Genomic DNA, 25,150 nt, shown 5'->3' on the forward strand with positions numbered 1-25,150 from the left:
TCATTCACGGGGAGTGAATGTATGGAGCATATCATGTCTGTTGTTGCTAAACTTACAACTTTTAAACCTACGACGCTTGTAGGTGCTGTCGCTGTTGCGATGGGGATTTCTTCTACCGTTTTCGCAACCGATTCTCTTTCATCTGAGTCAACTCCAGTTTCAACTTTAGATACAATTGTTTTTACAGCAACACGTTCAGCAGAAAATATTAAAGATGTTCCTGCACGTATTACTGTGATTGATGAAAAAACCATTCAGAAAAACCCTATTCTGAATGTTTCAGATGTTATTCAACGTGACCCTGCTGTTTACATCAAGCAAAGTGGTGGCATGGGGCAAATTTCTGAAATTGGTTTACGTGGAATGAAATCCGTCCATACTTTAGTTTTAAAAGATGGTGCGCGTCTCAATAGTCAAAATGAGTTAGGTCCTTTATATCCTGCATTTTTAGATACTTCTGACGTACAACAAATTGAAATATTAAAAGGTCCTGCTTCTGTACAATATGGCAGTGATGCCATTGGTGGTGTCGTTCAATTAATTTCTAAGAAACCAACACAATCAGGTGCGGAACTTACAGGAATTTATGGCGAAAACCAGACTTACAAAACCATTGCAAAAGCAAGCTTGGTCAGCGATCAAGGTTTCTATGCGCAAGTCGGTGGACAACGTCTTGAAAGTGATGGTACTCGTATTTTTGAAAGCCAACCTAAAGGCGAAAAAGCCAGTTATGACCAAAAAGGTTATAATGCAAAATTTGGTTATAGCCAAGATAATGTTGTAGATGCTTCAGCTTCGATCAGTGAAAATAAAGGCACAAATATTTTTAGTAATGACTATATTGTCAACACAGCAGCGCGTGAGTTTGAGAACCGCGTGATTAATGCCAAAGTTGCTTATAACATTCTGCCCAATTTGATCTTAAATGCACATTATGCCAATGTTCAAGACAAGCAAAATGTCCCTGCGTATGCCTCACATTATAATACTGAAAATAATGAAGGTGATTTAAACCTTAAGTGGAAATTTACGCCAAACCAAAATATCTTGGTTGGTGCGACTTATAATGATGCGAACTACCAAAGCAATACGATTGTCAACAATGACCAAAGTGTTGAAAGCACAGGTTATTATGTACAGCATCAGTTTAAAAATGATCGTTTTGATACTCAAATTGGTGCGCGTGTAGAAGATAATGAACGCTTTGGTACTCATACTGTAGGTCAAGGTGCTATTCGCTATCACTTCTTACCTAATGCTAGTGTATATGCCAACATTGGTAGTGCTTTCCGTGCGCCAACATTGAATGAAATGTATTCACAATGGGGTGGCAATGATCAATTAAAACCTGAAGAAAGTATTTCTTATGAACTTGGTTTTGATTATGACATCAATGCAAATATCAGCACGAGTCTTTCTGCTTATCACACTGAAGTTAAAAACTTAGTTAATTATGGCAAAACTGGTAATGAAAATATTAACAAAGCTAAATTTACTGGCGGTGAAGTAGAAGTTAAATGGCATCAAGATGATTTATTTTTATCAACTGCCTATGCTTTTGTAGACTCTGAAAATAAAGAGAACGGTAAAGAGATTGTCTATCGTCCTCGCCAAACGCTAACCCTAAGTACAGGTTTGGAAAATGCAACATATGGGATCAGTGCATCTCTCATCGCGCGTGCGAAAGCTTATGCAGACACTCAAAATACTTTACGTGTTCCAGGCTATGCCACTGTAGACCTAAATGCTTACTGGAATGCGACAAAAAATGTGAAACTTTTCACTAACATCCAAAATATTGGTGATGTTGAATATCGCGAAGTATTAAACACATACCCTGCAAATGATTGGTATATCAATACAGGGCGTCAAGCTTCAGTCGGTGTTACATTTAAATACTAAAAGCATTTAAAGCAACAAAACTTTGAGGATAATGTCATGACTATGGCATTATCCTTTTTTAATTTCAGCCTTAAATTTTAAACTTTCAAGGAACTCACATGGGACATCGTTTAAGTAAAATTTATACTCGTACAGGTGATTCAGGCACTACAGGCCTGGGTGATGGCTCTCGTGTCGCTAAAGATGACTTACGTATTGCTGCACTGGGTGATGTCGACGAACTGAACTCCATTGTTGGTGTATTACGCTCGCAAATCGCACTCAGTACGATTGAAAATAAAGCACATTGGGACAAATCATTAAGCCTGATTCAACACTGGTTGTTTGATTTAGGTGGTGAAGTCTGTATTCCAAACTACACCATGCTTCAACCGATTTGCGTTGAGTTTTTAGAAAAAGAAATCGACCGTATGAATGAAGATTTGCCAATGCTCAAAGATTTCATTCTGCCATCAGGCACAATCGTATGTAGTTATACACACCAAGCGCGATCTGTTTGTCGTCGTGCAGAACGTAGTTTAATGACAGTACATACAAGCGACCAAAATATTCAGGCAACAGCTTTACAACTGCTCAACCGTTTGTCTGACTGGTTCTTTGTGGCATCACGTACCCTGCAACGTGCTGAAGGTGGCAGTGAGGTGCTGTGGCAAAAAAATATTAACGAGACGATTTGATCGAAAATTGATATAAATTAGGTGGGATGCTTTATAGTCATCCTCTCCCTAGCCCTCTCCGTTTAAAAGGAGAGGGAACTTCCATTATAAATTAAATATTAATGACAACTCGACATACAAGAAATTTAATCATCTCTATTGAATATTCTCGGCAGAACAACAATTATCTTTCTCGTTAGATTAACCAAACAGAGCTCATTATGAAAATCATCGGACATCGTGGCGCACGTGGCGAAGCACCTGAAAATACATTAGCAGGTTTCCAGTACATTCATGACTTAGGGATTCGTGCTGTTGAGTTTGATGTTCGACAACTCAAAGACCATGAATTGATTGTTATGCATGATGACAATTTTCTGCGTACTACAGGCACAGATCAACATTTATATGCATTAAACAGTACAGAGCTTGAAAGCTATAACCAAGCGCATATTTGGATGGATTGGGAAAAACAAATTACGCCTACACTCAAACAAAGCTTAAAGATTATGCACGACTTTGAACACTTAGAAGTCGAAGTTAAAGCTGTCGCTACCCAACAACACGCTGAAATGCTGGTCATTGAACTGGAAAAACAATTACAGGGTTTTGAGCAAACAGCCATTATTACCAGTTTTGATCTAAAAATTCATCAAGCACTGCTGCTGCAAAAAAGTCGTTTTAGACATGGCTTGCTGATAGAAGACGATATTGGTGAACAGGCGATTGAACAGGCAATCTCATTAAAGTGTTGTCAAATGGGTTGGATGAATCAGCTCGCAACCGATCAGATCATCAAAAAAACCCAAGAAGCAAATTTAAATATCAGTATTTGGACGGTGAATGAAATTGAGCGAGCACAACACTTACGTGAACTTGGCGTTCATGGTTTAATTACCGATTTTCCAAAACTCATGCAAACCGCATTACAACAAATCAAATAAAAGCTTCAAAATTTGTTGAAGATTTGTTTATTTCTTCAACTTTTTAAAAAATATAAATGCGATATTATTGTTTAAGTCAATGATAAAGGTCGTATTTACTCACCTTTTACCGACATAAAATTACTTAATTTTTCAAAAGATTCTTAATTCATTTTTTTCGATCAAACCCACCAAAAATACGATTTATTCTGTTACTGTTTTGTACAATACAGTTGTACAATAATGCTGGTGAATAACTATTTTAGCATGTTACTATTCACACACTACAGCCTCAAAAAAAATAGTCGGCTGTATTTATTTTCTACCTACTATTTTAAGGTTTTTAGGAGTGCTGTTGGAGATGAATGCTCCCCTACCCAAAGCCCCAATTAACTGGATCGGTGTTTTTGCGTTAGTTTTTTTGCCTATCGTTGCACTGATCGCGATTCCTTTCTATGCTTGGCACCATGATTTTAGTATAGCGGCTTGGATCAGTTTATTTGTTTTACTCGGTTTAAGCAGTTTAGGCATTACTGCAGGTTATCATCGTTTGTGGGCACATCGTGCTTATGAAGCGACTCTCCCACTTAAAATCATTTTAATGATTATGGGAACATTTGCCATTCAAAATAGTATTTTGTTCTGGGCTTCAGGACATCGTACCCATCACCGTCATGTCGATGACGTTGATCAAGACCCATATTCTATTAACAATGGTTTTTGGTATGCACATATTGGCTGGATGCTTCGTAATTATCCAGCAGCAGAACCCAACTATAAAAATGCACCCGATTTACTCAATGACAAATTAGTAATGTTCCAACATAAATACTATATTCCTCTTGTCATTGCAGTTCATGCTGCAATCTTATTGCCTATTGGTTGGGCTGTTGGTGATATGTGGGGTGTCTTACTGCTTGGTGGCTTACTGCGTCTGATTTTCAGTCATCATGTGACATTCTTCATCAACTCATTGTGTCATATGTGGGGTAAACGCCCTTATACAGATGAAAATACAGCACGTGATAACTTCATTCTTGCAATTGCAACATGGGGTGAGGGTTATCATAACTATCATCACATTTTCCAGTACGATTATCGTAATGGTGTGAAATGGTGGCAATATGATCCAACAAAATGGCTCATCTGGTCTTGCTCTAAAGTCGGCTTAGCAAAAAATTTACGTCGTATCCCAAGCTTTAATATTAAAAAAGCTGAATTGGCAATGCGTTTTAAATATGCACAGCAAGATTTAGCTGTTTACGGGCATGATGTAAATGCTGATATTTTAGCGATGAAACAAAAAGTTGCACAGGAATATGAAGCATTTACCCATACTTTAAATGACTGGGCGGCTTTAAAAGAGCAAGAGCTTCAAGCGAAAAAAGCGTCAATGGCTGAAAAGCTTCATCAAATGGATGGAAAATTAAAAGTTGATTTCCAACTGGTTGAACAAAAATTAAGTTTTCACCGTTCACGCTTAGAAACCTTAATGCGTAATATTAAAAAAACCACTGTATCTTAATGGTTTTTAAATGATTGAAAAGCTCCGAAATGGGGCTTTTCTTTATTATATTTAGCAAAAGTTGGCAATTGCTCTACTTCTACTTGTTCAATCATGTTGTCATTCTTTTCTATTTTGCACAGCTTATCCTATAACTTTGTTATAGTCAGATAAAACCATTTTGATGACTGACTATGCAATTCAACTCTCGCTATCCATCCCTCAACCCAAAACTCTATCATGAGCAGATGCCCTCTCCCCTCAAAGGTGCAAAAGCAGGACATTTTAATGCAGCTTTGGCAGATGAGTTACAGTGGTCAGAAGATGAAAAAGCTGAGTGGGTTGAAATCTGTAGCGGACAAAAAACCTTTCCTGAGTTTCATCCTCTGGCAATGGTCTATGCAGGACATCAATTTGGACAATGGGCAGGACAACTCGGTGATGGACGAGGCTTACTGATTGCTCAGATTCTAAATAAAAACAATCAAACAATTGATCTGCATTTAAAAGGTGCAGGCTCAACGCCCTACTCTCGTATGGGTGATGGACGTGCAGTACTGCGCTCTGTGATCCGTGAATATCTGGCAGGTCATGCACTGAATGCGCTTGGTGTACCTTCGAGTAATTCCGTCGGATTCACGACATCTGAACAAGGCGTACAGCGTGAAAAACTGGAACTTGGCGCAATGATGCTCCGCACGTCTGACTGTCATATTCGTTTGGGTCATTTTGAATGGATCAATCAATACCAACCTGAACTACTCAAAGAATTTACCGAAAAATGCATCGAATGGCATTATCCTGAATGCTTAAAAGCTGAAAATCCTATTTTGGCATTTGCCACTAAAGTTATTCAAAACACAGCCATCATGATTGCAAAATGGCAATTGGTGGGGTTTGCTCACGGTGTGATGAATACCGATAACTTAAACATTACAGGTTCAACTTTAGACTTTGGACCTTATGGTTTTATGGAGCGTTTCCGCCCGAATTGGATCAACAATCATAGCGATTATAATGGTCGTTATACCTATCAAAATCAGCCAAGTATTGCCCATTGGAATTTATGGAATTGGCTCAATAATTTAATTCCTTTGGCGACACCTGAAAATAAAGAACAATTTAAACAAGACCTTGCTGATTGCTTAGAACATTTTGAGCCAACATTTTTAGAATATTACACGCATGGTTTATGTCAAAAACTCGGACTGCCAAGTTTTCATAAAGATAGTTTTGATTGTGGTATGGCATTTTTAAGAATTTTACAAACAGAGCAACTCGATTACACCAACAGTTTTCTTCGTATGCAACGCAAAGAATATGAAGCCATTAAAGATGATTGTCTGGATCGTCGTCAGTTTGAAGACTTTTTGGCACAATATGAAAGTATTCGAACAAACCAAGAGACTAACGAACTTGATGCAGAAATGTTTAAAGCCAATCCTGTGTATATTTTACGCAACCATATGGCACAAACAGCAATCGAACTTGCGGAACGTGGTGATTTTTCAGAAGTCGATCGTCTGTTTAAATTACTCAGTCAACCGTTCAGCAAACAAGTCGATTTGGAAAAAGCTGAAGATTTAGCACCATTACCAAGTGATGTGCCTGAAGTGATGGTCAGTTGTTCATCATAAATAAATGTTCACTTGCCACTGGGTAGCTTGTTCTACCCTTTGTCATTCAAAAGAAAATTTAAACAATATCACCACAACATAAGCTTTTATTTTTTGTAAAATATTGATTAGATCGATAAGTTATTTTAACAATGAATAAAAAAATTATATTTTTCATTTTCTTTTTGTTTTTCATTATCATCGGAATATTGGTTTATCAAAAATATGCCCGCTATCTACCTACTGAAACATCTGCGATTCATGTACAAAATTTAACGCCAACTGAAATCAATAAAATTCGCCAAGAAACGCCCATCACTGAAGTTAAAGCCTATAAATCAGCACGTCACATTCAATTATTACATCACAAGCAAGTCATCCGTGACTATCCTATGCGCTTAGGTTTTGAACCGATTGGGCATAAAGTCCAAGAAGGTGATGGAAAAACCCCTGAGGGACAATACGTTTTAGATTGGCGTAATCCGAAAAGTGCTTTTTATAAATCTCTACATGTTTCTTATCCCAATGCGCAGGATCAAGCTAAAGCCAAACAACTGGGCGTTTCCGCAGGCGGTGATATTATGATTCATGGTTCAGCGACAACAGCTCAAGTAGAAAAATTACCCAAATTAATGGATTATTTACCTCGTAATGACTGGACATGGGGCTGTATGGCGGTACGCAATGTAGATATGGATGAAATCTGGAAATTGGTGGATGATGGAACCATCATCACGATTTATCCATAAATGATATGTACTCAATATAGGAACTTCGCATGAATGAATCTGAAATTCAACAATATGCAATGCAAATTGCCACTCAGCAAGTACTTGCTGAATTAAGTTATCCCTTTGGTGAAGATATCCATGTTTTTAAAGTCATGAATAAAATTTTCTTACTCACATCTACCGCACAGGGACAAATTTTTGTCAATTTAAAAGTACAACCTGAACAATCTGAAATTTTACGTGAACTCTATCCTTCTATCAAAATGGGCTATCACATGAATAAACGTCATTGGATTTCAATCTATGCAGGTGAAAAAATTGATGCACAGTTGATCGAAGATTTAGTCAAAACATCGTATCAGTTGGTGACAGAGCAACTGACTAAAAAGCAAAAACAAGCTCTCGCGATACATTCAACCATTCAATAATTTTTTTAATTTACAATGTGTCGAACGAAAGAAATCACTATACGAATTAAAAAAACAAAAATATGAAAAAAGCCTTCAATAAACCACTGATCAAGTAGAACTTCTTGTGCTACATCAGATTTCCAACTTCGTCTTCCTTGTGAATATGGCGCAATAAAATAGGTTAAAACAAACAGGATGACCATAATAACAAGCAAAATATAATACTGCGAACCTGTACTAAAAAATGCAATCAAACAGCCAAATGCTGACAGAAAACACAGTACTGCAAGAAATCGACGAAGATGATAATAATCTGATGAATTTGACATTCAATACTCTTATTTATAATGTAAAAATGGTTAAATTAATTTTTATAATCGCAAAATAAACAAAGTTTTTAGCTGATATTTTTATCTTCTCTCCCGTTTTAAATGATCATTTTTTAAGAAGAGTTATACACTTTTATACCCAAAAACTGTGGATAAACCTGTGTCTATCCACAATATATGTTTCAGTTTGTAAATTTTTTAATCTTCTGGATATTCAAAACGGTAGCCTACACCATAAACTGCTTGCACCCATTCATGACGGTTTCCTGTTTCCGCAGCATCCGATATTTTACGACGTAAGTTTTTGATATGGCTATCAATAACACGGTCAGCAACATCAAAACTATCAGGATTAATATGGTCTAAAAGTTGTGCACGAGAATAAACCTGTCCGACATGTTCTAAGAATAACTCTAATAAACGAAATTCAGTTGGTGTTAAATTCAACGATTTTTGTTGATACCAAATGCGTTGTTGTGCTTTATCCATACGGAATAAGTTATTTTCCTCAGGCTCAGCTTTACGCTCTAAACGACGTAAAACAGCTTGTACACGTGCCACCAATTCTTTAGGGCTAAATGGCTTGCATACATAATCATCTGCACCCATATTTAGACCCAACACACGGTCAATTTCTTCAGTACGAGCAGTGACCATAATAATGGGCAAGTCAGATTGTTCACGTACTTTACGGCAAATCGTTAAGCCGTCCATACGCGGCACCATCAAGTCCAAAATCATCAAACTTGGCTTACGTTGCAAAAAGCTATCATATGCTTCTTGCCCATCATGAAACATACTGACTTCTAAGCCTGCTGCTTCAAGATAATCTCGCACTAACTGTGCAAGTTCCACTTCATCTTCTACAAGCATAATATGTTTCATGCTGTCTTTTTCCTTCTTAATGCTTTGTTTGTTTCGGGAAAGTCAATTTACAACGTAAACCGCCTAAAGGAGAGTGGTCAAATGTAAGCTCACCACCTAAAGCTTGTGCAATTTTACCGGACAATGCTAAACCTAAACCTGTGCCACCTGTACTACGTGTACGTGAATCATCCACTCGATAGAAACGCTCACCTAATTTTTCTAGCTGCTCATCTGTTAAACCAAATGGACTATCATCAACATAAATTGTCCAAAATTGTGCATCTTGTACAGTATGTATGTGGACTTTACCACCTGCTTCAGTATAACGAATACTATTCCCTAATAAGTTGACCATAATTTGTTTAAAGCGGTCTATGTCTAATTGTAATTTCGCACCATCACCTTGAACTTCAACGGATAGATCTGCCTGTTCAAATTTAGGTTTAAAATTTTCTACTTCCTGCACGACCATTGACCAAGGATCAACTTCAGCAAAATAACATTTCAATTGCTGTGCTTCGGCTTGTGCCAAATCTGCCAAGTCTTGCGTCAGTTTTTTCAAACTTGTGACTTGACGTAGCATAGATGCAAAATGTTCAGGTGTTGGTTTACGAATCCCATCCTGCATTGCCTCAATTTGAGCTTGTAACACAGCCAATGGCGTTTTGAGCTCATGTGAAGTATCTGCGACCCATTGGCGACGTGAGGTTTCATGCTGATCAAGAATAATCGCTAATTGATTAATTTCATTAGACAAATCTCCCAATTCATCATTGCGATTTACAATCACTTGATGCTGATAATTACCTTTTGTTAACTCACGAGTTGCATTTAGCAAGCGTTGAATTGGCTTTTTAAAATACGTTGCCAATAATAATGCTGCAACCAAACTACTGATCAAAGTCAAAATATAAATCAGTACCAAATAACGTTTTTGATTACTAAAAAAATTAATACTTAATGCATCATCTTGATCTAAAACAGGTTTTAAACCCAAATAACCCACCACCTTGTTCTTTACAATCACTGGGCGATATGACACTGGATCTTCTGAAGGCTCACCTAAAATAAATTGATGTTTTGCATCATACAAAGATAAACGTGAACTTAAACCCAAACGATCTGGCATAGAAATAAAACGTTTTTTGCCATCTTGCTTCAATGTAGACACTGAAGTCTGGCTTTTATTATTTTTTTCAGGCGGTTTAAAAAAGTTTTGATTTGCACTTAATGGAAATTTTAAACCCTCAAAAGGTTGAAACTGCGAAGGTAAATTTTCTTGTAAGATTTGCAATTCAACAGGATCAATCTTATTTTGGTTGGTTGCTGTATCGTGTGCAATCTGATTGACTAGCGTATGCTCTTTAAAATAACGTTGTTGCAACGCAATATCATATTGACGTCTTAACCACCAACGTGACAATTTATCATAATCATCAGGCGCGGCATCGCCCTCAATTTGCAAAATTTGAGCCTGAACTGCATTGCCCCAATCATGATATAAACCATAGACATCAGCTAAGTTATCGATTAAATAATCGAGTTTTTGCATTTCGACATCGGCAACATATTTAGCAAAGTTTTTTTGCATCGTCCAATGAAGTACACCTAAACTGACCGTCGTAATCAATAAAGTCGTGAGCAAAACGGTCAAAAATAGACGTAACGCAATAGGAACTCGGCGTATATTCAAAATGAGGCTCACACATTTTCTTCTCTGTTTTGTATTGTAACCAACAGGGACTCAAAATACTCTCCATTGTTTCTACATCATTATTATTTAATCTTTAAGCATTGATAATATTTGAAACTTGTTTATTTTTATTGGAGCAGCCTCAATGAAAGCAACCTCTAAAATTGTACTTGTAACCGCAAGTATTTTGAGTATGACAGCATTGACTGCTTGTCAATCTACAAATACTCCTAAACATGATCATGATGCTCGTATGATGGGACATCATCAGCATGGTCGCCAAATGACACCTGAACAACGCGCACAAATGAAACAAATGCGCGAAGAGCGCAAAGCTATGCATGCACAAATTCAAAAAGCATGTGATGGTAAAGCTTTAGGACAAGCAGTACAGATTAAAGCTGGTGAAAAAACACTGGATGGCTCATGCAATATGGTTTTTAAAATTGATCGTAAAGCCATGAACGAAATGCGTGATGCTCGACATGATCAAGGTCGTATGATGCATGGGCATCATCGAGGTGAACGCCATATGCAACAAATGACTGAAGAGCAACGTGCTCAGCTTCAACAGCAACGTGAACAAAAACGTGCTGAACGACAAGCGCAATGGGAAACCATGCAAAAAGCATGTGTAGGTCAAAACAATGGTCAAGCCATTCAAGTGAAATTAGGCGATAAGACCGTAAATGGCACATGTGTTGTTAAATTCCAAGCACAAAAACAAACTCAACCGATGCAACCTTTGGTTCCTACCAATGATCTAAAAGTTTCATAATTTTTTTAAGTATTTTCTGCTACATCAAAATCGCTTTTCGGAGCGATTTTTTTACATCTACATTTTCAGCCATTGCTGTCTTATATTTTAAAATTCAACAAGTTTAGTCCTCATTTGAGGAATAGTATTCATCAATATTTTCCTTAATATTCAAAGTGAATAATGAAATCATTCACCTCAAGTCAATTTAGAGCATCATCTATTTTACTTGATCGGTTTCATTTCTAATTCATTAAAAATAAAGATGATTTTTAATTTTTCATCATATTAAAAATATGGATATCAATTTAGGGGAAAAGATATGAAATTTAAACTCAGTACTGTCACCTGCTCTATTTTATGTGCAACAACTTTGGTTGCCTGTGGAGGTACAGACGATATTATTGACGCCATTATTGATAAAGTTTTACCTCCAATGCCAGAGGAAACCATCGTCACAGCAGATTTAAATCAAGGACGTGTTGCTATCCCATTAGAATTTAGAGATGCGAAAACAGGTCAAATCGTTCAAGAAAAAATCTCACTTCATGCAGAAGATGATATCGCCCAAAGCAATGTCTATGAAGATCCTACACAGCAGAACATTCAAAATGGTTATGCTTATATCTACCTCACAGCCGATGCGGCAAAAAGTGCATCAAGCAATAAACCTGTCAAACTTAGAGTGATCATTTCTGCGGATGGCTACTTCACAACAAGCACAGATATCATTTATACAGGTCATCCAATCAGCCTACAAAAAATCAGTTTAGTCAGCAAGGCTGCCCCACCTGCGGGTATTGCTGTTGCATTACAAAAAGATGTTAAAACAGATACTTCAGGTAAATTACTCAAAGATATTCAACTTACTGCAAAAACAACTGATGTCGCTTCAAAAGGTGCGGCTGCGAGTTTTAGCTTAGCTGCTAACACCATTTTAAAAGATGAAAAAGGACAAGCACTGATAGGTGATTTAAAAGTCAGTATTGGTTACTTTAGTCCAAAAACTGAGAATATTGGAGCCGTCTTCCCTGGTGGTCTAAATCCAGATCAGGTCAAAGTATTTGAAAATAATCAATGGCGATTACAACAAGGGTATTTTGTCACAGCAGGTTTAATGGCAGTCGATATTACAGACGCGCAAGGACGTAAAGCTCATTTACTCAGTAATGGTCAAGGTACCATGACGATTCAAACACCTGCAGGGCTACTCAACCCTGAAACCAACTTACCTGTCAAAGATGGTGATACGATTCCTGTGTGGAGTCATAGTGAAACAACAGGTCTATGGCAACAAGAACTTGTGGGCAAGTTTAAACAAAATGCGCAAGGTAATTTTGATGTGAGCTACCAAGTTTCACATTTATCGTATTGGAATTTAGATTGGTACTATAACAAAATGTGTGCTGAGCTTCCCCTCCAATATAGCCAAGATTTTCACGTTGATCCTTATTTGACTATGGATATAGATGTTGAGGGGTTTGGAAAATATCAAACTCTATATATACAAAATTCAGGTGAATTCACATATCTATTAAATATGCCACAAGATAGAGCGATCAATTTTCAAGTTAAATATCAGAATAGATTGGTTGGGCGTGGTTATAAAATCCCAAATACTTGCGGTAAAGTTCATATTGAAATGTTGGAAAAACTTCCAGCCACTCGAAACGTACCTACACAAGTCTATATTGCTGCGCCAAAAAGCTTTACCAAAGCCGAACTTTCTATACTTTTAGATAACATTAGCTCACTCTCAAGTGCTGAAAAAACTGCGATTTTAAAACTCACTCATCCTTCAAATGCCGATGCTAAATTTACAATTAATCAAAATACCTTAAAAAAATTCATGGATTTAGGTGTTGGAGTTAAAGAAATTGGTTTGATCCAAACAGTATTAAGTCTAAAAGTCAAAGTGAATGGAGATTTCAGAGGCTTGGATCAATTTGGAAAAATTTATTTCCAAACATTAAACTCACAAGGGCAAATGACTTTATCTAATCTGCCACAACAAGATATTGTGTTCGATGCACCAAAAACGATAATGAAAGAAAAATATAATTGGTACACACAGCAAACAACCACTTATCCATTTACACAAATTTATGCATCTTTAGGAAATTATGTAAAAAATAATCAAGGTGGTTCAACTTATACGGTGATCCCATTAAAAACAGCAACCACAATTAAAAAGACAGACACTCAAGCCACCATTATTTTTGAAGATATTTCCGCGCTTCAACAAATTATGAAAAATATTAAAAAATAATTTTGCTTGATTGAAAGATTGTGAGCGAGTTGGTTTTATTTCACTAAAACAGGCTCGCTTTTTTCTATTTTAAAAATTTCTTTGCGCAAATAGCGTTACTTTTATATTGTGTGATTTGTCATCCTGACAAAATCATGACTAGAAATATCTTTTTACGATTTTGACTATTTGTTACCTTATTTTCACTATAAAACTGTTTACACTCAAAGCACTTACAATATTGACACTATTTTTCTTTGACTTTACAGTCACAGAGAAATCACACAGAAATACTTGTACGTTATTATAAGTTGTTGCACGATGTACATAACAACTATGTGTCGATGAAGACACGCATCGTATTTATTAGGATTATAAATCTGGTTTAACCAGTATTGAGGAAACCGATATGCCACAATACAAAGCGCCCTTACGTGATATGCAATTCGTTTTACATGAATTATTAAATGTCGAAGAACACTACGCTAAACTCCCTGCATTTTCTGAAACCGTAAGCCGTGAGTTGGTTGATCAATATTTAGAGGCTGCGGCTGACTTTTGTGAAAATGAACTTTCTCCACTCAATCAAGTGGGTGACCGTGAAGGTTGTACATGGAATGATGGCGTTGTAACAACACCAACAGGTTTCAAAGAAGCGTATCAAAAATATATTGAACTCGGTTTCCCATCGCTTTCTGTACCAGAAGAACATGGTGGTCAAGGTTTACCTGGCTCATTAGGTACGGTTATCTCTGAAATGGTGGGTTCTGCAAACTGGGCATGGGGTATGTATCCTGGTCTTTCTCATGGTGCAGTGCGTACCATCGAGCATCACGGTTCTGCTGAGCAAAAAGAAATTTATTTACCAAAACTTGTTTCAGGTGAATGGACAGGTACCATGTGTTTAACAGAATCTCATGCAGGTTCTGACTTAGGTATTATCCGCTCTAAAGCTGAACCACAAGCCGATGGCAGCTTCGCAATCTCGGGTGAGAAGATCTTTATCTCAGCGGGTGAGCATGACATGGCTGAGAACATTATTCATATTGTTCTTGCACGTCTGCCAGGCGCGCCAAAAGGTACCAAAGGTATTTCGTTGTTTATCGTGCCTAAATTCAATGTGAATGCAGATGGCTCTATTGCAGATCGTAATGGTGTACGTTGTGGTTCAATTGAACACAAAATGGGGATTCATGGTAACTCAACGTGTGTGATCAACTTTGATAATGCTAAAGGCTTCCTAATTGGACCTGAAAACAAAGGCTTACATTGCATGTTCACATTCATGAACACTGCACGTATTGGTACTGCTGTTCAAGGTTTGACTGCATCTGAATCTTCTTTCCAAGGTGCGCTTGCTTATGCAAAAGATCGTTTAGCAATGCGTTCACTTTCTGGTCCTAAAGCACCTGAAAAAGAAGCAGATCCAATCATTGTGCATCCCGCTGTACGTAATATGCTCATGACGCAAAAAGCATTTGCTGAAGGTGGTCGTGCTTTAGTTTATTTCTTATCTCAATACGCTGATGTTGTTGAGCAAGGTGTAACTGAAGAAGAACGTAAATTTGCTGACAATATCTTGTCTTTATTAACACCTATTGCAAAAGCATTCTTAACTGAAACAGGTTCAGAATCTGCAAAACATGGTGTACAAGTATTTGGTGGTCACGGCTTTATTTCTGAACACGGTATGGAGCAAATTGTACGTGATACACGTATCTCTTGCTTATATGAAGGTACAACTGAAATTCAAGCACTTGATTTACTTGGTCGTAAAGTTTTAGGTACTCAAGGTGCAATGTTGAAAGACTTCACTAAGATCATCCATAAATTTATCGAAGCAAATAAAGACAATGCTGAGTTAAAAGAGTTCTTAGAACCACTTGCTGCTCTGAACAAAGAGTGGGGTGATTTAACCATGCAAATTGGTATGAAAGCGATGCAAAACCCAGATGAAGTGGGCGCTGCTGCTGTTGATTACCTCTATTTCTCAGGTTATATCACACTGGCATTCTTATGGGCGCGTATGGCACTAGTTGCACAAGAAACTTTGGCAGCAGGTACAAATGATGCTGATTTCTATAAAGCAAAAATTACCACTGCACAGTTCTACTTTAAGAAAATTTTACCACGTGTACGCTCACATGTTGACGTTATCGCAGGTGGCTTAGATCCATTAATGGCTTTAGATGCTGAACACTTCGCATTCTGATGCTAAATATCTAACAGATATTAAAAAACTGTACTCTTGAGTGCAGAAATACAGAAAGGACGGTCATAGCTTTAACCGTCCTTTTTCTTTATAAATAGACCGTAATTTAACTTACTTAAGTCGTCTAACAACATTGAAAATCGTTGCTTATACTGATTTAGGTCAACAGATTCAAACAAAAAACAGGTGAACGAACATGCCAATTTATAATGCGCCACTTGCGGATATGAAATTCATTTTAAATGACGTATTTAATGCAGAGCAATTCTGGCAAGCCAATGAAAAACTTGCTCATGTTGATGCTGCAACAGCTGAAGCAATTTTAGAAGAAATGGCGAAGTTTGCACAAAATGTCACCCTTCCCTTAAACCGTACAGGTGATGAAGAAGGTGCAAGCTATAGTAATGGCACTGTGTCTACACCTGCTGGTTTTAAAGAAGCATTCCAACAATATGCTGAAGGCGGTTGGATTGGTTTAGGTGCTGACGAAGAATGGGGCGGTCAGGCGATGCCTAAAATGCTGACTGTACTTTCTGATGAGATGCTCTTTGCAACAAACCCATCATTCATGCTCTACCCGCTTCTGTCTATTGGTGCAGGTATGGCATTAAACAGCTATGCATCACAAGAGCAAAAAGAAACCTATTTACCGAAAATGTACTCAGGTGAATGGTCAGGTACTATGTGTTTGACTGAACCGCATGCAGGTACAGACTTAGGGATTATCAAAACCAAAGCTGAACCAAATACAGATGGTACATACAACATTACAGGTACAAAAATCTTCATTACAGGTGGTGATCACGACCTGTCTGAAAATATTATTCACCTTGTTTTGGCAAAAACACCAAATGCGCCTGCAGGCTCACGTGGTATTTCGCTATTCATCGTACCGAAATTTATTGTCAATGCAGATGGCTCACTTGGCGAACGCAATGCTGTAGGTGCAGGCTCAATTGAACACAAAATGGGGATCAAAGCATCTGCTACTTGCGTAATGAACTTTGATGGTGCTAAAGGCTATCTCGTAGGTAAAGAAAACGAAGGTTTAGCGGCAATGTTCGTGATGATGAACTACGAGCGTTTATCAATGGGGATCCAAGGTCTAGGTGCTTCTGAATACGCTTACCAAAATGCTGCGCAATATGCGACTGACCGTTTACAAGGTCGTAGCGCACAAGGTGTTCAGTCTCCAAATAAACCTGCGGACAGCATCCTTGTTCATGGTGATGTACGTCGTATGTTGCTCAATGCGCGTGCGAACAACGAAGCATCTCGTGCATTTGCAGTATATGTAGGTCAGCAATTAGACATCACGAAATTCTCTACAGATGCAGAAGCTGTAGCAGCTGCAAATAACCGTGTTGCATTACTAACTCCAATTGCTAAAGCCTATTTAACTGATACTGCTTTTGATGCTGCCATTGATGCACAAATGGTCTTTGGTGGTCATGGCTTTATCCGTGAATGGGGTATGGAACAATGTGTTCGTGACTTGCGTATTGCACAAATTTACGAAGGAACCAACGGCGTTCAATCTCAGGATTTAATTGGTCGTAAAACCATTAAATGCAATGGTGCATTTATTACAGAATACATTGCTGAAATTCGTGATTTTGCCAATGACTTGGATTCGGACTTAAACTTCATTAAAGATGCAACTTTAGATGTTGCAACCGAAATTGAAGTAGTGACTCAGCGTATTCTTGAACGTGCCAAGGAACATGCTGATTTTTCCAATGCTGTAGCAGTTGATTATTTACATGCAGTTGGTTTGCTCAGCTTTACTTATATGTTTGCACGTATTGCCAAAGCGGCATCAGCGAAAGAAGGTCAATTCTACCAAGACAAATTGGCATTGACACATTACTTCATTCAACGCGTGCTGCCTGACCTAAGCTCACGTATTGCTAAAATCAAATCGGGTGCAGAAGTGATTATGGGCTTTAGCGAAGATTACTTTACCAATCAGGCTTAAGTTCAAGACCTTTTAAAAGGTTTAAGACTTTGAAAATACCCTCAACTTGTAAAAGTTGGGGGTGTTTTTATTTAAAGTACGTTGGTAAATACATTTTTGATTAATACTCTTTAGAGCCATCTGGACTGGTTTTAAATATCTCAGGTAATTCGGCATTTTCAGTAAAAGCCTCACCTTTAAAAATATTTACAACTTCAATTTTACCCATGATTTGCTGATTAAACTCATCCAAACGTTCCGCAGGTATCCACATTTCCTGACAAAAATCATCACCTACAGTATGTACTTCAAATTGAGCTAAATACTCATCTGCCAACTCAAAACGTGTGACATAACCAATATAACCACTCGCTTGATCTTTGGTATTCCAATCTAATGCAATCTTTTCAGCATACTTTTGATTGAGTACAGGATAAAAAATGGGTTGCCAATACAAACGTGGTGGAAATGCTCGAAAATTTGTACTTTCAATTAAACGATATTCAAATAATCCAACTGGGCGATATAAATACATATTTGTCCTTATTTTTATCAAAATTGATCTTTGTATTGATCTTAAATGACAGATTAATATTTTCAAAATTTTATTTGCTTCTCAACTGGCTTTCATGTGCATGAAATTTGCATGGTTTTTAATAGTCTTCTTATATAAGTCGATTTGTCATCAAAACTTAATTCACAAAGAAATTCCCCTCTCCTTTTAAAGGATGAGCGTAGCGCAAGAGGGAGAGGATTTATATGAAAATGCCCCTCATCCTCTTGCGCTACGCTCATCCCTGAGGGAGAAGGAACTTTCAATATCATGTTCTATCAATTAGAGATCACTTTTTTAACTTTTGAAAATGATCTAGAGAAACAATACTTTAAATTGAAAATTGGAGGACGACATGAACAAAGACCCGCGTATAGAGAAAATTGAAAAAATCCTCGACAAATTTGGCAATCTTGCTGTTGAAGCCTTTCATTATTTAGCACTTTTTATTATTGGCTGTATGATTGCATGGTCTGCGGTACATACCATTGCAGAAATTTTAACTGTCAAACAATATGCCAGTATTGATGATATTTTATTATTATTCATTTATCTAGAACTCGGTGCAATGGTTGGAATTTACTTTAAAACCAATCATATGCCTGTACGCTTTCTGATTTATATTGCCATTACAGCACTGACTCGGCTACTGATCTCAGACATTCAACATGATCATAAAGCGGATATAGATCAAATTATTATCACAGGTTCTATTTTAATTTTAGCGATTTCCATTTTAATTGTGCGTTTTGCTTCATGGAAATTTCCTTCGGTGATTCGGGAAAAACAGCACGATCATCCTGTACCGCATGGCAAAACGCCACGCCCAGAGGATGATGAATTGGCTTAAAAAACCGCTTTAGAAATCCATCATGTTACCTAAAACCACCTCACCCTCTCCTTAAATCAAGGAGAGGAAATTATATTGATGATCGCTATCCATTCATCTAGCGATCATTTGGGATTTGAATATAACGCCCATTTTCATAGATCCAATGCATACCAACCTGAGGATCAGGCAAACCATAACGTCGCCAATCACTGATCAGCATATATTGTGAACTTTCTATTCGCCCACCCTCACCATTGACATAACCATAACTACTGCCTGAATACTGCGTCTGGGTTGGAAATTGCTGTTGATAAATAATCGTTACACCATTTTGTTGTGGGTAAACAGGATAAGGCTGATTTGGATAGCTTTGATGTGGGTAATGCGGATAATTTGGATAAGAATTTCCCCATTGCCCATAATTTTGTGGTGGTCGAATGGGAATCTGTTTGCTTTGAGTTAAACCATTTTGGTCAGTGTATTGATACGTTTGCGTTGGAATCTGATGTTGATGACGCTCTTTCATACGATAGTTTGACCAATCTTGTGCTCCTGCCCACGTCACTGTTGATAATGTGGTCACCATCAGAGAGAGTACTAAACCTAATCTATTCATCATGACCTCATGGATACGTTCAAAAGTTTTTTATATTTTAAAGCCAAATTAAAGATAAATAATGGATATTTTATAATCAATTTTAAACGCTATTGATGGCTTTTCAATACATCATAAGGTCTATTGATCACACAATCTGCTAAGATATTATTTTTAAATCTGATGGATGCTATGTTGTGGCTGAACTGAGTTTTGACCGTTTACATCAATTTTTTTGTAAAGTACCAAGTGTACAAGAAGCATTTATAGACAGTTATGGTACAGATGGAAAATCTGCATGGTGGTTTAAGTTTCAGATTAATATTGATCACCCACTTGCTTGGCAAACTGTACAAGAACTTGGGCACGTTTTAAATTATATTTCTAAAAATGAGCGTCTCCCAACTCAGTTTTTACCTGTCTCTCCTCCACCTTATATGAATGGTGAAGCAAAACAATTTCTAGCTTGGGTGATTCAGTGTAATCATGCTGACTTTCCACCTGATGTCATCTGTGACTGGTTAGAAGCGCGTTTGCCACAACCTATCGAAGATGAAAGTCAGTGGAAAATCAAAACAGATATTAAAGAATTAGACAAAATGACGGATAAAGATTTGGATAAAATCGTACCGCCAAATCCGCAACCTTAATGATCTAAACTGCAACCTTCTCCCAAAAGGAGAAGGTTAAGGTGACGATTGTTTTCACTGCTTATAGAAAATCAAAATCCTGAGCAAATCTTTTGAATTTGCAAAGAAAAAATGATTAAAACGTCGATAAACCACTCCATTCCATAAAACGATATACGCCATATTTCAGTTTAGATTCATCAGCATATTTAGAATAATCCACACTCATATTGCGACCATTCAAGTTCGACCAAGCTGTATTAAAATACTGTGTTGCATCAAGAAAAACTTGCTGTTGCGGATGACCAACAACACGTAGATCGGTTTCCAGATTATAGTTTTTCAGATTCCGTGCAGTAAAATTGGCAGAACCTAATATCAATTCAGCAGATTGCGCATTACGTTTGATGATCATTTTGCTATGACACTGCTCGCCTTGCGTATTACACCAACGTACTTCTACGCCAGCATCATTGAGCTCAGAAGCCACTTGACGATTTGGAATACCATTTTTCTGACGACCAAACGCGTCTTTGTTCGGATCAAGTAAAATGCGTAACTTTACGCCACGATCTTTTGCTGCAATAAGTTCTGTAATAATTTGACGTTCAGATAAGTAAAACATCGCCAAATCAATCTGGTCATTGGCTTTTGCTGTTTCTAGCATCTTTAAAACTGCATCATAAATTGCTTTTTCAGTCAGCACTTGTACTTGTGGATTGACTGGGCTTTCAGGCAGTTTACCTACAATCACAAAAGGAGCATCACCACCTGATAAATGTGCAACAACTTGTTCAGTTTTTAAAATATCGGTTGCTGTCGCACCATCAACCATAAGTGCAACATTTGAATGACGCGAGCTACCATCATGCGGATTTGCTGAAGTGACAATGGTTTTCCAGCCCTCATCAGTATCAACTACGATGGTTTTACGATGATTTGCTTTAAAGTTAAATAAGTTTAGATAGCTACGAAGCGTAATTTTTTCTTGACCAAATGGATTATTGAGCCAACCTTTTTCTGGGTTATTGCCTATATCTTGACAGCATAAATACCAAAAACCAGACCATGTCGGATTTGAAGCCCGTAGTGGCGTAAGATTCGTTTCAATCACCTCAATTCCGCCCTGACGTAATTTTCGATACTGCTCAGGTACTATACCGCCGTAAACAGAATTAATCGGATCTGTGATAAATTTAATCTCTAAGGTTGGATTAACGACTTTCTGGTTAATTAATGCTTGAGTTAATTGTTCAGTTAATTGACGATGTTGAGCTTTTGAATCACCTAATTCTTGATTAAACAAAAACATATCAACCACAATGGTCGTTTTTGCTTGCTTAATCAAAGCCAAAACTTGATCAAAAATATGTTGATCAAGCTGTTGTTTACCCTGTGCATCAATATAGGTTTCATCTGCAATAAATTTCACATTGGCATGACGCAGTGTTCCAGTAAAATCTAAACCTTTTATGACAGGTTTATAGGTATGATAAATCGCTGAAGATAAATATCCTAAAGCCAATACACCTAAAATAATGCTGAAATAACGACGCTTTGACCAATTCAGCTTACTGTGAATTTTATTGAAAATACGCATAAGAAAAAACCTAGACTAATGTATTCAGCCTAGGTCTAATCTCTTTATTTTTCAATAAGGGTTTGGTGAATAAAAGCAATTCAACTAAAACTTATAATCTACACCAATCACAAAATTACGCCCAATTTGTGGAATATTCGCCAAGAATGAACTATGTTCATAAATTTCTTCATCTAGCAAATTATTGGCATTGAAGTACACTTTGGCAACTTGTTTATTGGCAAATGGATGCTGATAAGCAATACCAACATTAACCATATTGTATCCACTGCTTTCTTGCTCATAAGCGGCAAACTTATCTTGATTAAACACATGTGAATATTCAGCAGAGCCTGACCAGTTTTCGTCAAAAGTTGCATTTACACGTGTTCCTAAACGACCTGCAGGCACACGAGGCGCATTTTCATTGTCAATTTTGCCACGTACATAATCGCCAAAAATCGTTGTTTTATAGACATCATTCCACTGATAAGCCACTTCTGCTTCAGTGCCATAAAACTTCGCTTCATCTTGGCTATATTGAATAAGACGGAAATTTTCATAACGATCAAGTGTACGTGCATAAATGTAATTATCGAACCAGTTATGATACAGATGAACATGATAACTCAGCTGATCACCCTCATAATGCAGCCCAAGTTCGACATTATTTGACTTTTCTTTATCTAAATTTTCATTGCCCAATTCATACGTATTGGTCGCAAAATGCCCACCATTTGAATATAACTCTTGCGCAGAAGGCAAACGCTGTTGATGTGATGCCGATAAAGATAATGTGTAATCTGGCTTAAATTCCCAATTTGCTGCACCTGAAACAGAAAAAGCATTGCCATCAAAGTCTTTTTGAGTTGAATCAATCTCTATTTTTTGATGATCCAAACGTGTACCCAACTCTAAATGCACATCACCAAACTGACGATGTTCTAAACCAAATAGACTATATTTTTGAGTTTTATTGGGTGCAAAAATCGCTTCTTCACCTGAAATATCCAGTTTTTGCTGACTGGCTTGTACTCCCCATACACCTTCCCACTGTGCAATTGGGTTATGGACTAACTCAACACGCCCTTCGTAACCTTTACTTTTGAAAGTGGTCATTGCTTCATCACCTTCAATTTCATCATGTTGATAATCTGTATAACTCGCTTGAGCACGTAATTTTTTAAAGCCTGCAAATGGGTCTTTTAACTCTGAACGAAAATCATAACGTTCTGTTTTTAAATCAATCCATGGACCCGCACCTGAGTGATCATGATCATGTCCTTCATGTTCATGTGCAGATTCATCTTCATGGTCATGATCATCATGTCCACCACAATGTAAATGATCACCATGTGGATGGCATGATTCATACTCGTGACTATGACCTGGTAAACCATATTGATCTTGGCGATTGCTATAAGACACGCCTGCAAAACCTCGCTCACCAATCCAAGATAAACCTACATTGATATTCTCTGATTCAGAGAATGTATTGCCAACACGACGCTCTTTCGTGCTGTGTGTATGATCATCATGATCTTCGGTGACGATATAATTGGGTGTAATATAATCATTGGCTTCACGCTTTAAACCTTCAACACGTAAAGCGACATTTGAGCCTAAGCCAACTGTCACCCCTGCATGTGCTAATTTTTCATCATTACCTGAGTTATAACGTACTCCAACATCCCCTGCATAACCCTCTTTGGGCATTTTTGTCGCAATTTTAGAGTCAACAACATTGACTAAACCACCGACAGAGCCTGCACCATAAAGTAAAGTTGATGGTCCACGAATCACTTCTATTTTTTCAGCCAGTTGTGGGTCTACAGTGACTGTATGGTCTGGTGATAAACTGGATACATCCATGTTTTCAGTTGCATTTTGTGTGACTTTTACTCGTGCGCCCTCTTGTCCACGAATCACAGGTCGACTCGAACCTGCACCAAAACTACTAGAATATACACCTAACTCAGATTTGAGTGCTTCTCCTAAAGTTGTTCCTCCCTGCTGTAATTTTTCACGTGAAATCGTTTGATCGGCAACACCAAAATCTTGTGTACTTTGTTCTAAAGGATGTGCTGTCCAAGTTACGGCATCTAATAGTTGAACTCCGTCTTCATTGATCTTATCCGTTGGCTTTGAATCTACCTGTTGATCTTCAGCCCAACTCATAGATGAAAATGTAGTTAAAATAGAAAGTGCTAAAATATGTTTAGAAAAAGACATGTGATTGCTCGCAAAGCATTATACTTTCAAAATAATTGTTATATTATAACATTTCATTTAATTTGCAATAAAAAACATTACTTTTATAAAAAATCGTTAGACTCACAGGATTGTATATTTCATTGTTTTGATATGCCTTTTACACTTTCTCATGCAGTTTTAGCACCTCCACTGGCAAAATTATCGGGCAATCGTTTACCCATTGCTGCTCTCGCAATCGGAACGATGACGCCTGACCTGTATCGTGTTTTAGTCAAAACTGAAATTCATCTTAATCATCAATTTAAAGGCTTAATCTATCCAGATTTGTTTGTTGGTTTATTATTTTGTTTCTTATGGTATTGCCTTTATCGCTCAATGATTTTTCAATATTTAGCGATTGATAAACCGCTTAACATTCATTCATTTTCATCATTTACAAAATTTTTCATTTGGATGGTCATCGCGATTTTAATCGGTACTTCAACCCATATTATTTGGGATGGACTGACACATTTAGATTTTAGAACCTTTGCTTTTCAAAATTTTCTTGCTCAACCCATTCATATTTTCCATCAGACTTATCCAATGCATCGCGTCTTACAAATCGGCTGTTCAATTGTCGCTTTACCATTTTTATTGTGGATGGGTCTGCATTACTTTTCAAAATACCGTATAAATAAAGAACCAAATGCTAAGCTCCAAACATTTTGCTTTCTTTTGGCTTTTATTTCGTTCTTTAGTGGCTGTGCCTATTACATTTATTTTGCAAAAAAGATGGGTTTTGTACCACAACAAACAGATCTTTATATATTTATTGGCTTTTTTATGAAAGCATTTACTCAAGGTGCAATGGTTTGTTTTACCTTAGGTTGTATTTTATTTCACTATTTTAAATATCGAAAATCTTTTGATTCAGTGCATGAATAATCTATTTAGTCATTAA

Annotated in this window: 21 protein-coding genes; 14 read left to right on the forward strand and 7 right to left on the reverse strand. The window is 37.3% G+C overall.

The genetic code is table 11. The features are described from left to right. Positions 1-21 precede the first annotated feature (21 nt). From HX124_RS11890 to HX124_RS11920, 7 genes are all read left to right on the forward strand, one after another. A complete protein-coding gene (locus tag HX124_RS11890) occupies positions 22-1,902 on the forward strand; it encodes a TonB-dependent receptor plug domain-containing protein (protein WP_286383284.1) in 1,881 nt (626 codons plus the stop codon). 98 nt (positions 1,903-2,000) lie between these two features. After that, complete coding sequence (locus HX124_RS11895; RefSeq protein ID WP_286383283.1) at positions 2,001-2,579, forward strand: cob(I)yrinic acid a,c-diamide adenosyltransferase; 579 nt, start codon at positions 2,001-2,003, stop codon at positions 2,577-2,579. Between the two features lie 200 nt (positions 2,580-2,779). Further along, positions 2,780-3,502, forward strand: a complete 723-nt coding sequence (locus tag HX124_RS11900; protein ID WP_286383282.1) for a glycerophosphodiester phosphodiesterase — start codon at positions 2,780-2,782, stop codon at positions 3,500-3,502. A gap of 340 nt (positions 3,503-3,842) precedes the next feature. Then, positions 3,843-5,006 (forward strand): acyl-CoA desaturase, encoded by a 1,164-nt coding sequence (locus HX124_RS11905; protein ID WP_286377675.1) that lies wholly within the window; start codon positions 3,843-3,845, stop codon positions 5,004-5,006. Positions 5,007-5,179: 173 nt separating this feature from the next. Then, positions 5,180-6,622, forward strand: coding sequence for a protein adenylyltransferase SelO (locus HX124_RS11910; protein WP_286383281.1), 1,443 nt, complete (start codon positions 5,180-5,182; stop codon positions 6,620-6,622). 131 nt (positions 6,623-6,753) lie between these two features. Next, positions 6,754-7,350 (forward strand): L,D-transpeptidase family protein, encoded by a 597-nt coding sequence (locus tag HX124_RS11915; RefSeq protein ID WP_286383280.1) that lies wholly within the window; start codon positions 6,754-6,756, stop codon positions 7,348-7,350. Positions 7,351-7,379: 29 nt separating this feature from the next. Continuing rightward, positions 7,380-7,760, forward strand: a complete 381-nt coding sequence (locus tag HX124_RS11920; RefSeq protein ID WP_286383279.1) for an MmcQ/YjbR family DNA-binding protein — start codon at positions 7,380-7,382, stop codon at positions 7,758-7,760. A gap of 5 nt (positions 7,761-7,765) precedes the next feature. Here the strand turns inward: HX124_RS11920 and HX124_RS11925 are convergent, their stop codons facing one another. From HX124_RS11925 to baeS, 3 genes are all read right to left on the reverse strand, one after another. Further along, on the reverse strand, positions 7,766-8,071 hold the full coding sequence (locus HX124_RS11925; protein WP_286383278.1) for a hypothetical protein: 306 nt from the start codon (positions 8,069-8,071) through the stop codon (positions 7,766-7,768). Between the two features lie 198 nt (positions 8,072-8,269). Further along, on the reverse strand, positions 8,270-8,956 hold the full coding sequence (locus HX124_RS11930) for a response regulator (RefSeq protein WP_107008060.1): 687 nt from the start codon (positions 8,954-8,956) through the stop codon (positions 8,270-8,272). Positions 8,957-8,972: 16 nt separating this feature from the next. Beyond that, the gene (baeS, locus tag HX124_RS11935; protein WP_286383313.1) at positions 8,973-10,631 is read right to left on the reverse strand and encodes a sensor histidine kinase efflux regulator BaeS; all 1,659 of its coding nucleotides are present in this window, start codon (positions 10,629-10,631) and stop codon (positions 8,973-8,975) included. 145 nt (positions 10,632-10,776) lie between these two features. On the opposite strand from baeS, the gene HX124_RS11940 reads away from it, so the two are divergent. From HX124_RS11940 to HX124_RS11955, 4 genes are all read left to right on the forward strand, one after another. Continuing rightward, positions 10,777-11,409: a hypothetical protein gene (locus HX124_RS11940; protein WP_286383277.1), complete on the forward strand. Its 633-nt coding sequence runs from the start codon at positions 10,777-10,779 to the stop codon at positions 11,407-11,409. Positions 11,410-11,710: 301 nt separating this feature from the next. Then, on the forward strand, positions 11,711-13,657 hold the full coding sequence (locus HX124_RS11945) for a hypothetical protein (protein WP_286383276.1): 1,947 nt from the start codon (positions 11,711-11,713) through the stop codon (positions 13,655-13,657). A gap of 388 nt (positions 13,658-14,045) precedes the next feature. Continuing rightward, positions 14,046-15,848, forward strand: coding sequence for an acyl-CoA dehydrogenase C-terminal domain-containing protein (locus HX124_RS11950; RefSeq protein WP_286377668.1), 1,803 nt, complete (start codon positions 14,046-14,048; stop codon positions 15,846-15,848). A 196-nt stretch (positions 15,849-16,044) separates the two neighbouring features. Next, positions 16,045-17,826, forward strand: coding sequence for an acyl-CoA dehydrogenase C-terminal domain-containing protein (locus HX124_RS11955; RefSeq protein WP_286383275.1), 1,782 nt, complete (start codon positions 16,045-16,047; stop codon positions 17,824-17,826). 100 nt (positions 17,827-17,926) lie between these two features. On the opposite strand, the gene HX124_RS11960 is transcribed toward HX124_RS11955, so the two are convergent. Continuing rightward, positions 17,927-18,340, reverse strand: a complete 414-nt coding sequence (locus tag HX124_RS11960) for an ADP-ribosylation/crystallin J1 (protein ID WP_107008065.1) — start codon at positions 18,338-18,340, stop codon at positions 17,927-17,929. 373 nt (positions 18,341-18,713) lie between these two features. On the opposite strand from HX124_RS11960, the gene HX124_RS11965 reads away from it, so the two are divergent. Continuing rightward, complete coding sequence (locus HX124_RS11965; protein WP_286383274.1) at positions 18,714-19,208, forward strand: phosphate-starvation-inducible protein PsiE; 495 nt, start codon at positions 18,714-18,716, stop codon at positions 19,206-19,208. A 97-nt stretch (positions 19,209-19,305) separates the two neighbouring features. On the opposite strand, the gene HX124_RS11970 is transcribed toward HX124_RS11965, so the two are convergent. Next, positions 19,306-19,806 carry an RcnB family protein gene (locus HX124_RS11970; protein WP_286383273.1) on the reverse strand — a complete coding sequence of 167 codons (501 nt, stop codon included), beginning with the start codon at positions 19,804-19,806 and terminating at the stop codon, positions 19,306-19,308. Between the two features lie 176 nt (positions 19,807-19,982). Between HX124_RS11970 and HX124_RS11975 the strand changes: the two genes are divergently transcribed. Continuing rightward, positions 19,983-20,435 (forward strand): hypothetical protein, encoded by a 453-nt coding sequence (locus HX124_RS11975; protein ID WP_286377664.1) that lies wholly within the window; start codon positions 19,983-19,985, stop codon positions 20,433-20,435. Positions 20,436-20,550: 115 nt separating this feature from the next. On the opposite strand, the gene HX124_RS11980 is transcribed toward HX124_RS11975, so the two are convergent. Together HX124_RS11980 and znuD are read right to left on the reverse strand one after the other, a co-directional pair. After that, complete coding sequence (locus HX124_RS11980; protein ID WP_286383272.1) at positions 20,551-22,014, reverse strand: phospholipase D family protein; 1,464 nt, start codon at positions 22,012-22,014, stop codon at positions 20,551-20,553. Between the two features lie 84 nt (positions 22,015-22,098). After that, a complete protein-coding gene (gene znuD, locus HX124_RS11985; protein WP_286383271.1) occupies positions 22,099-24,225 on the reverse strand; it encodes a zinc piracy TonB-dependent receptor ZnuD in 2,127 nt (708 codons plus the stop codon). Positions 24,226-24,357: 132 nt separating this feature from the next. On the opposite strand from znuD, the gene HX124_RS11990 reads away from it, so the two are divergent. Continuing rightward, the gene (locus HX124_RS11990; RefSeq protein WP_286383270.1) at positions 24,358-25,134 is read left to right on the forward strand and encodes a DUF4184 family protein; all 777 of its coding nucleotides are present in this window, start codon (positions 24,358-24,360) and stop codon (positions 25,132-25,134) included. Positions 25,135-25,150: the final 16 nt, after the last annotated feature.

It is taken from the genome of Acinetobacter sp. 226-1 (genome assembly GCF_030329325.1).
In the GTDB taxonomy this organism is placed as follows: domain Bacteria; phylum Pseudomonadota; class Gammaproteobacteria; order Pseudomonadales; family Moraxellaceae; genus Acinetobacter; species Acinetobacter sichuanensis.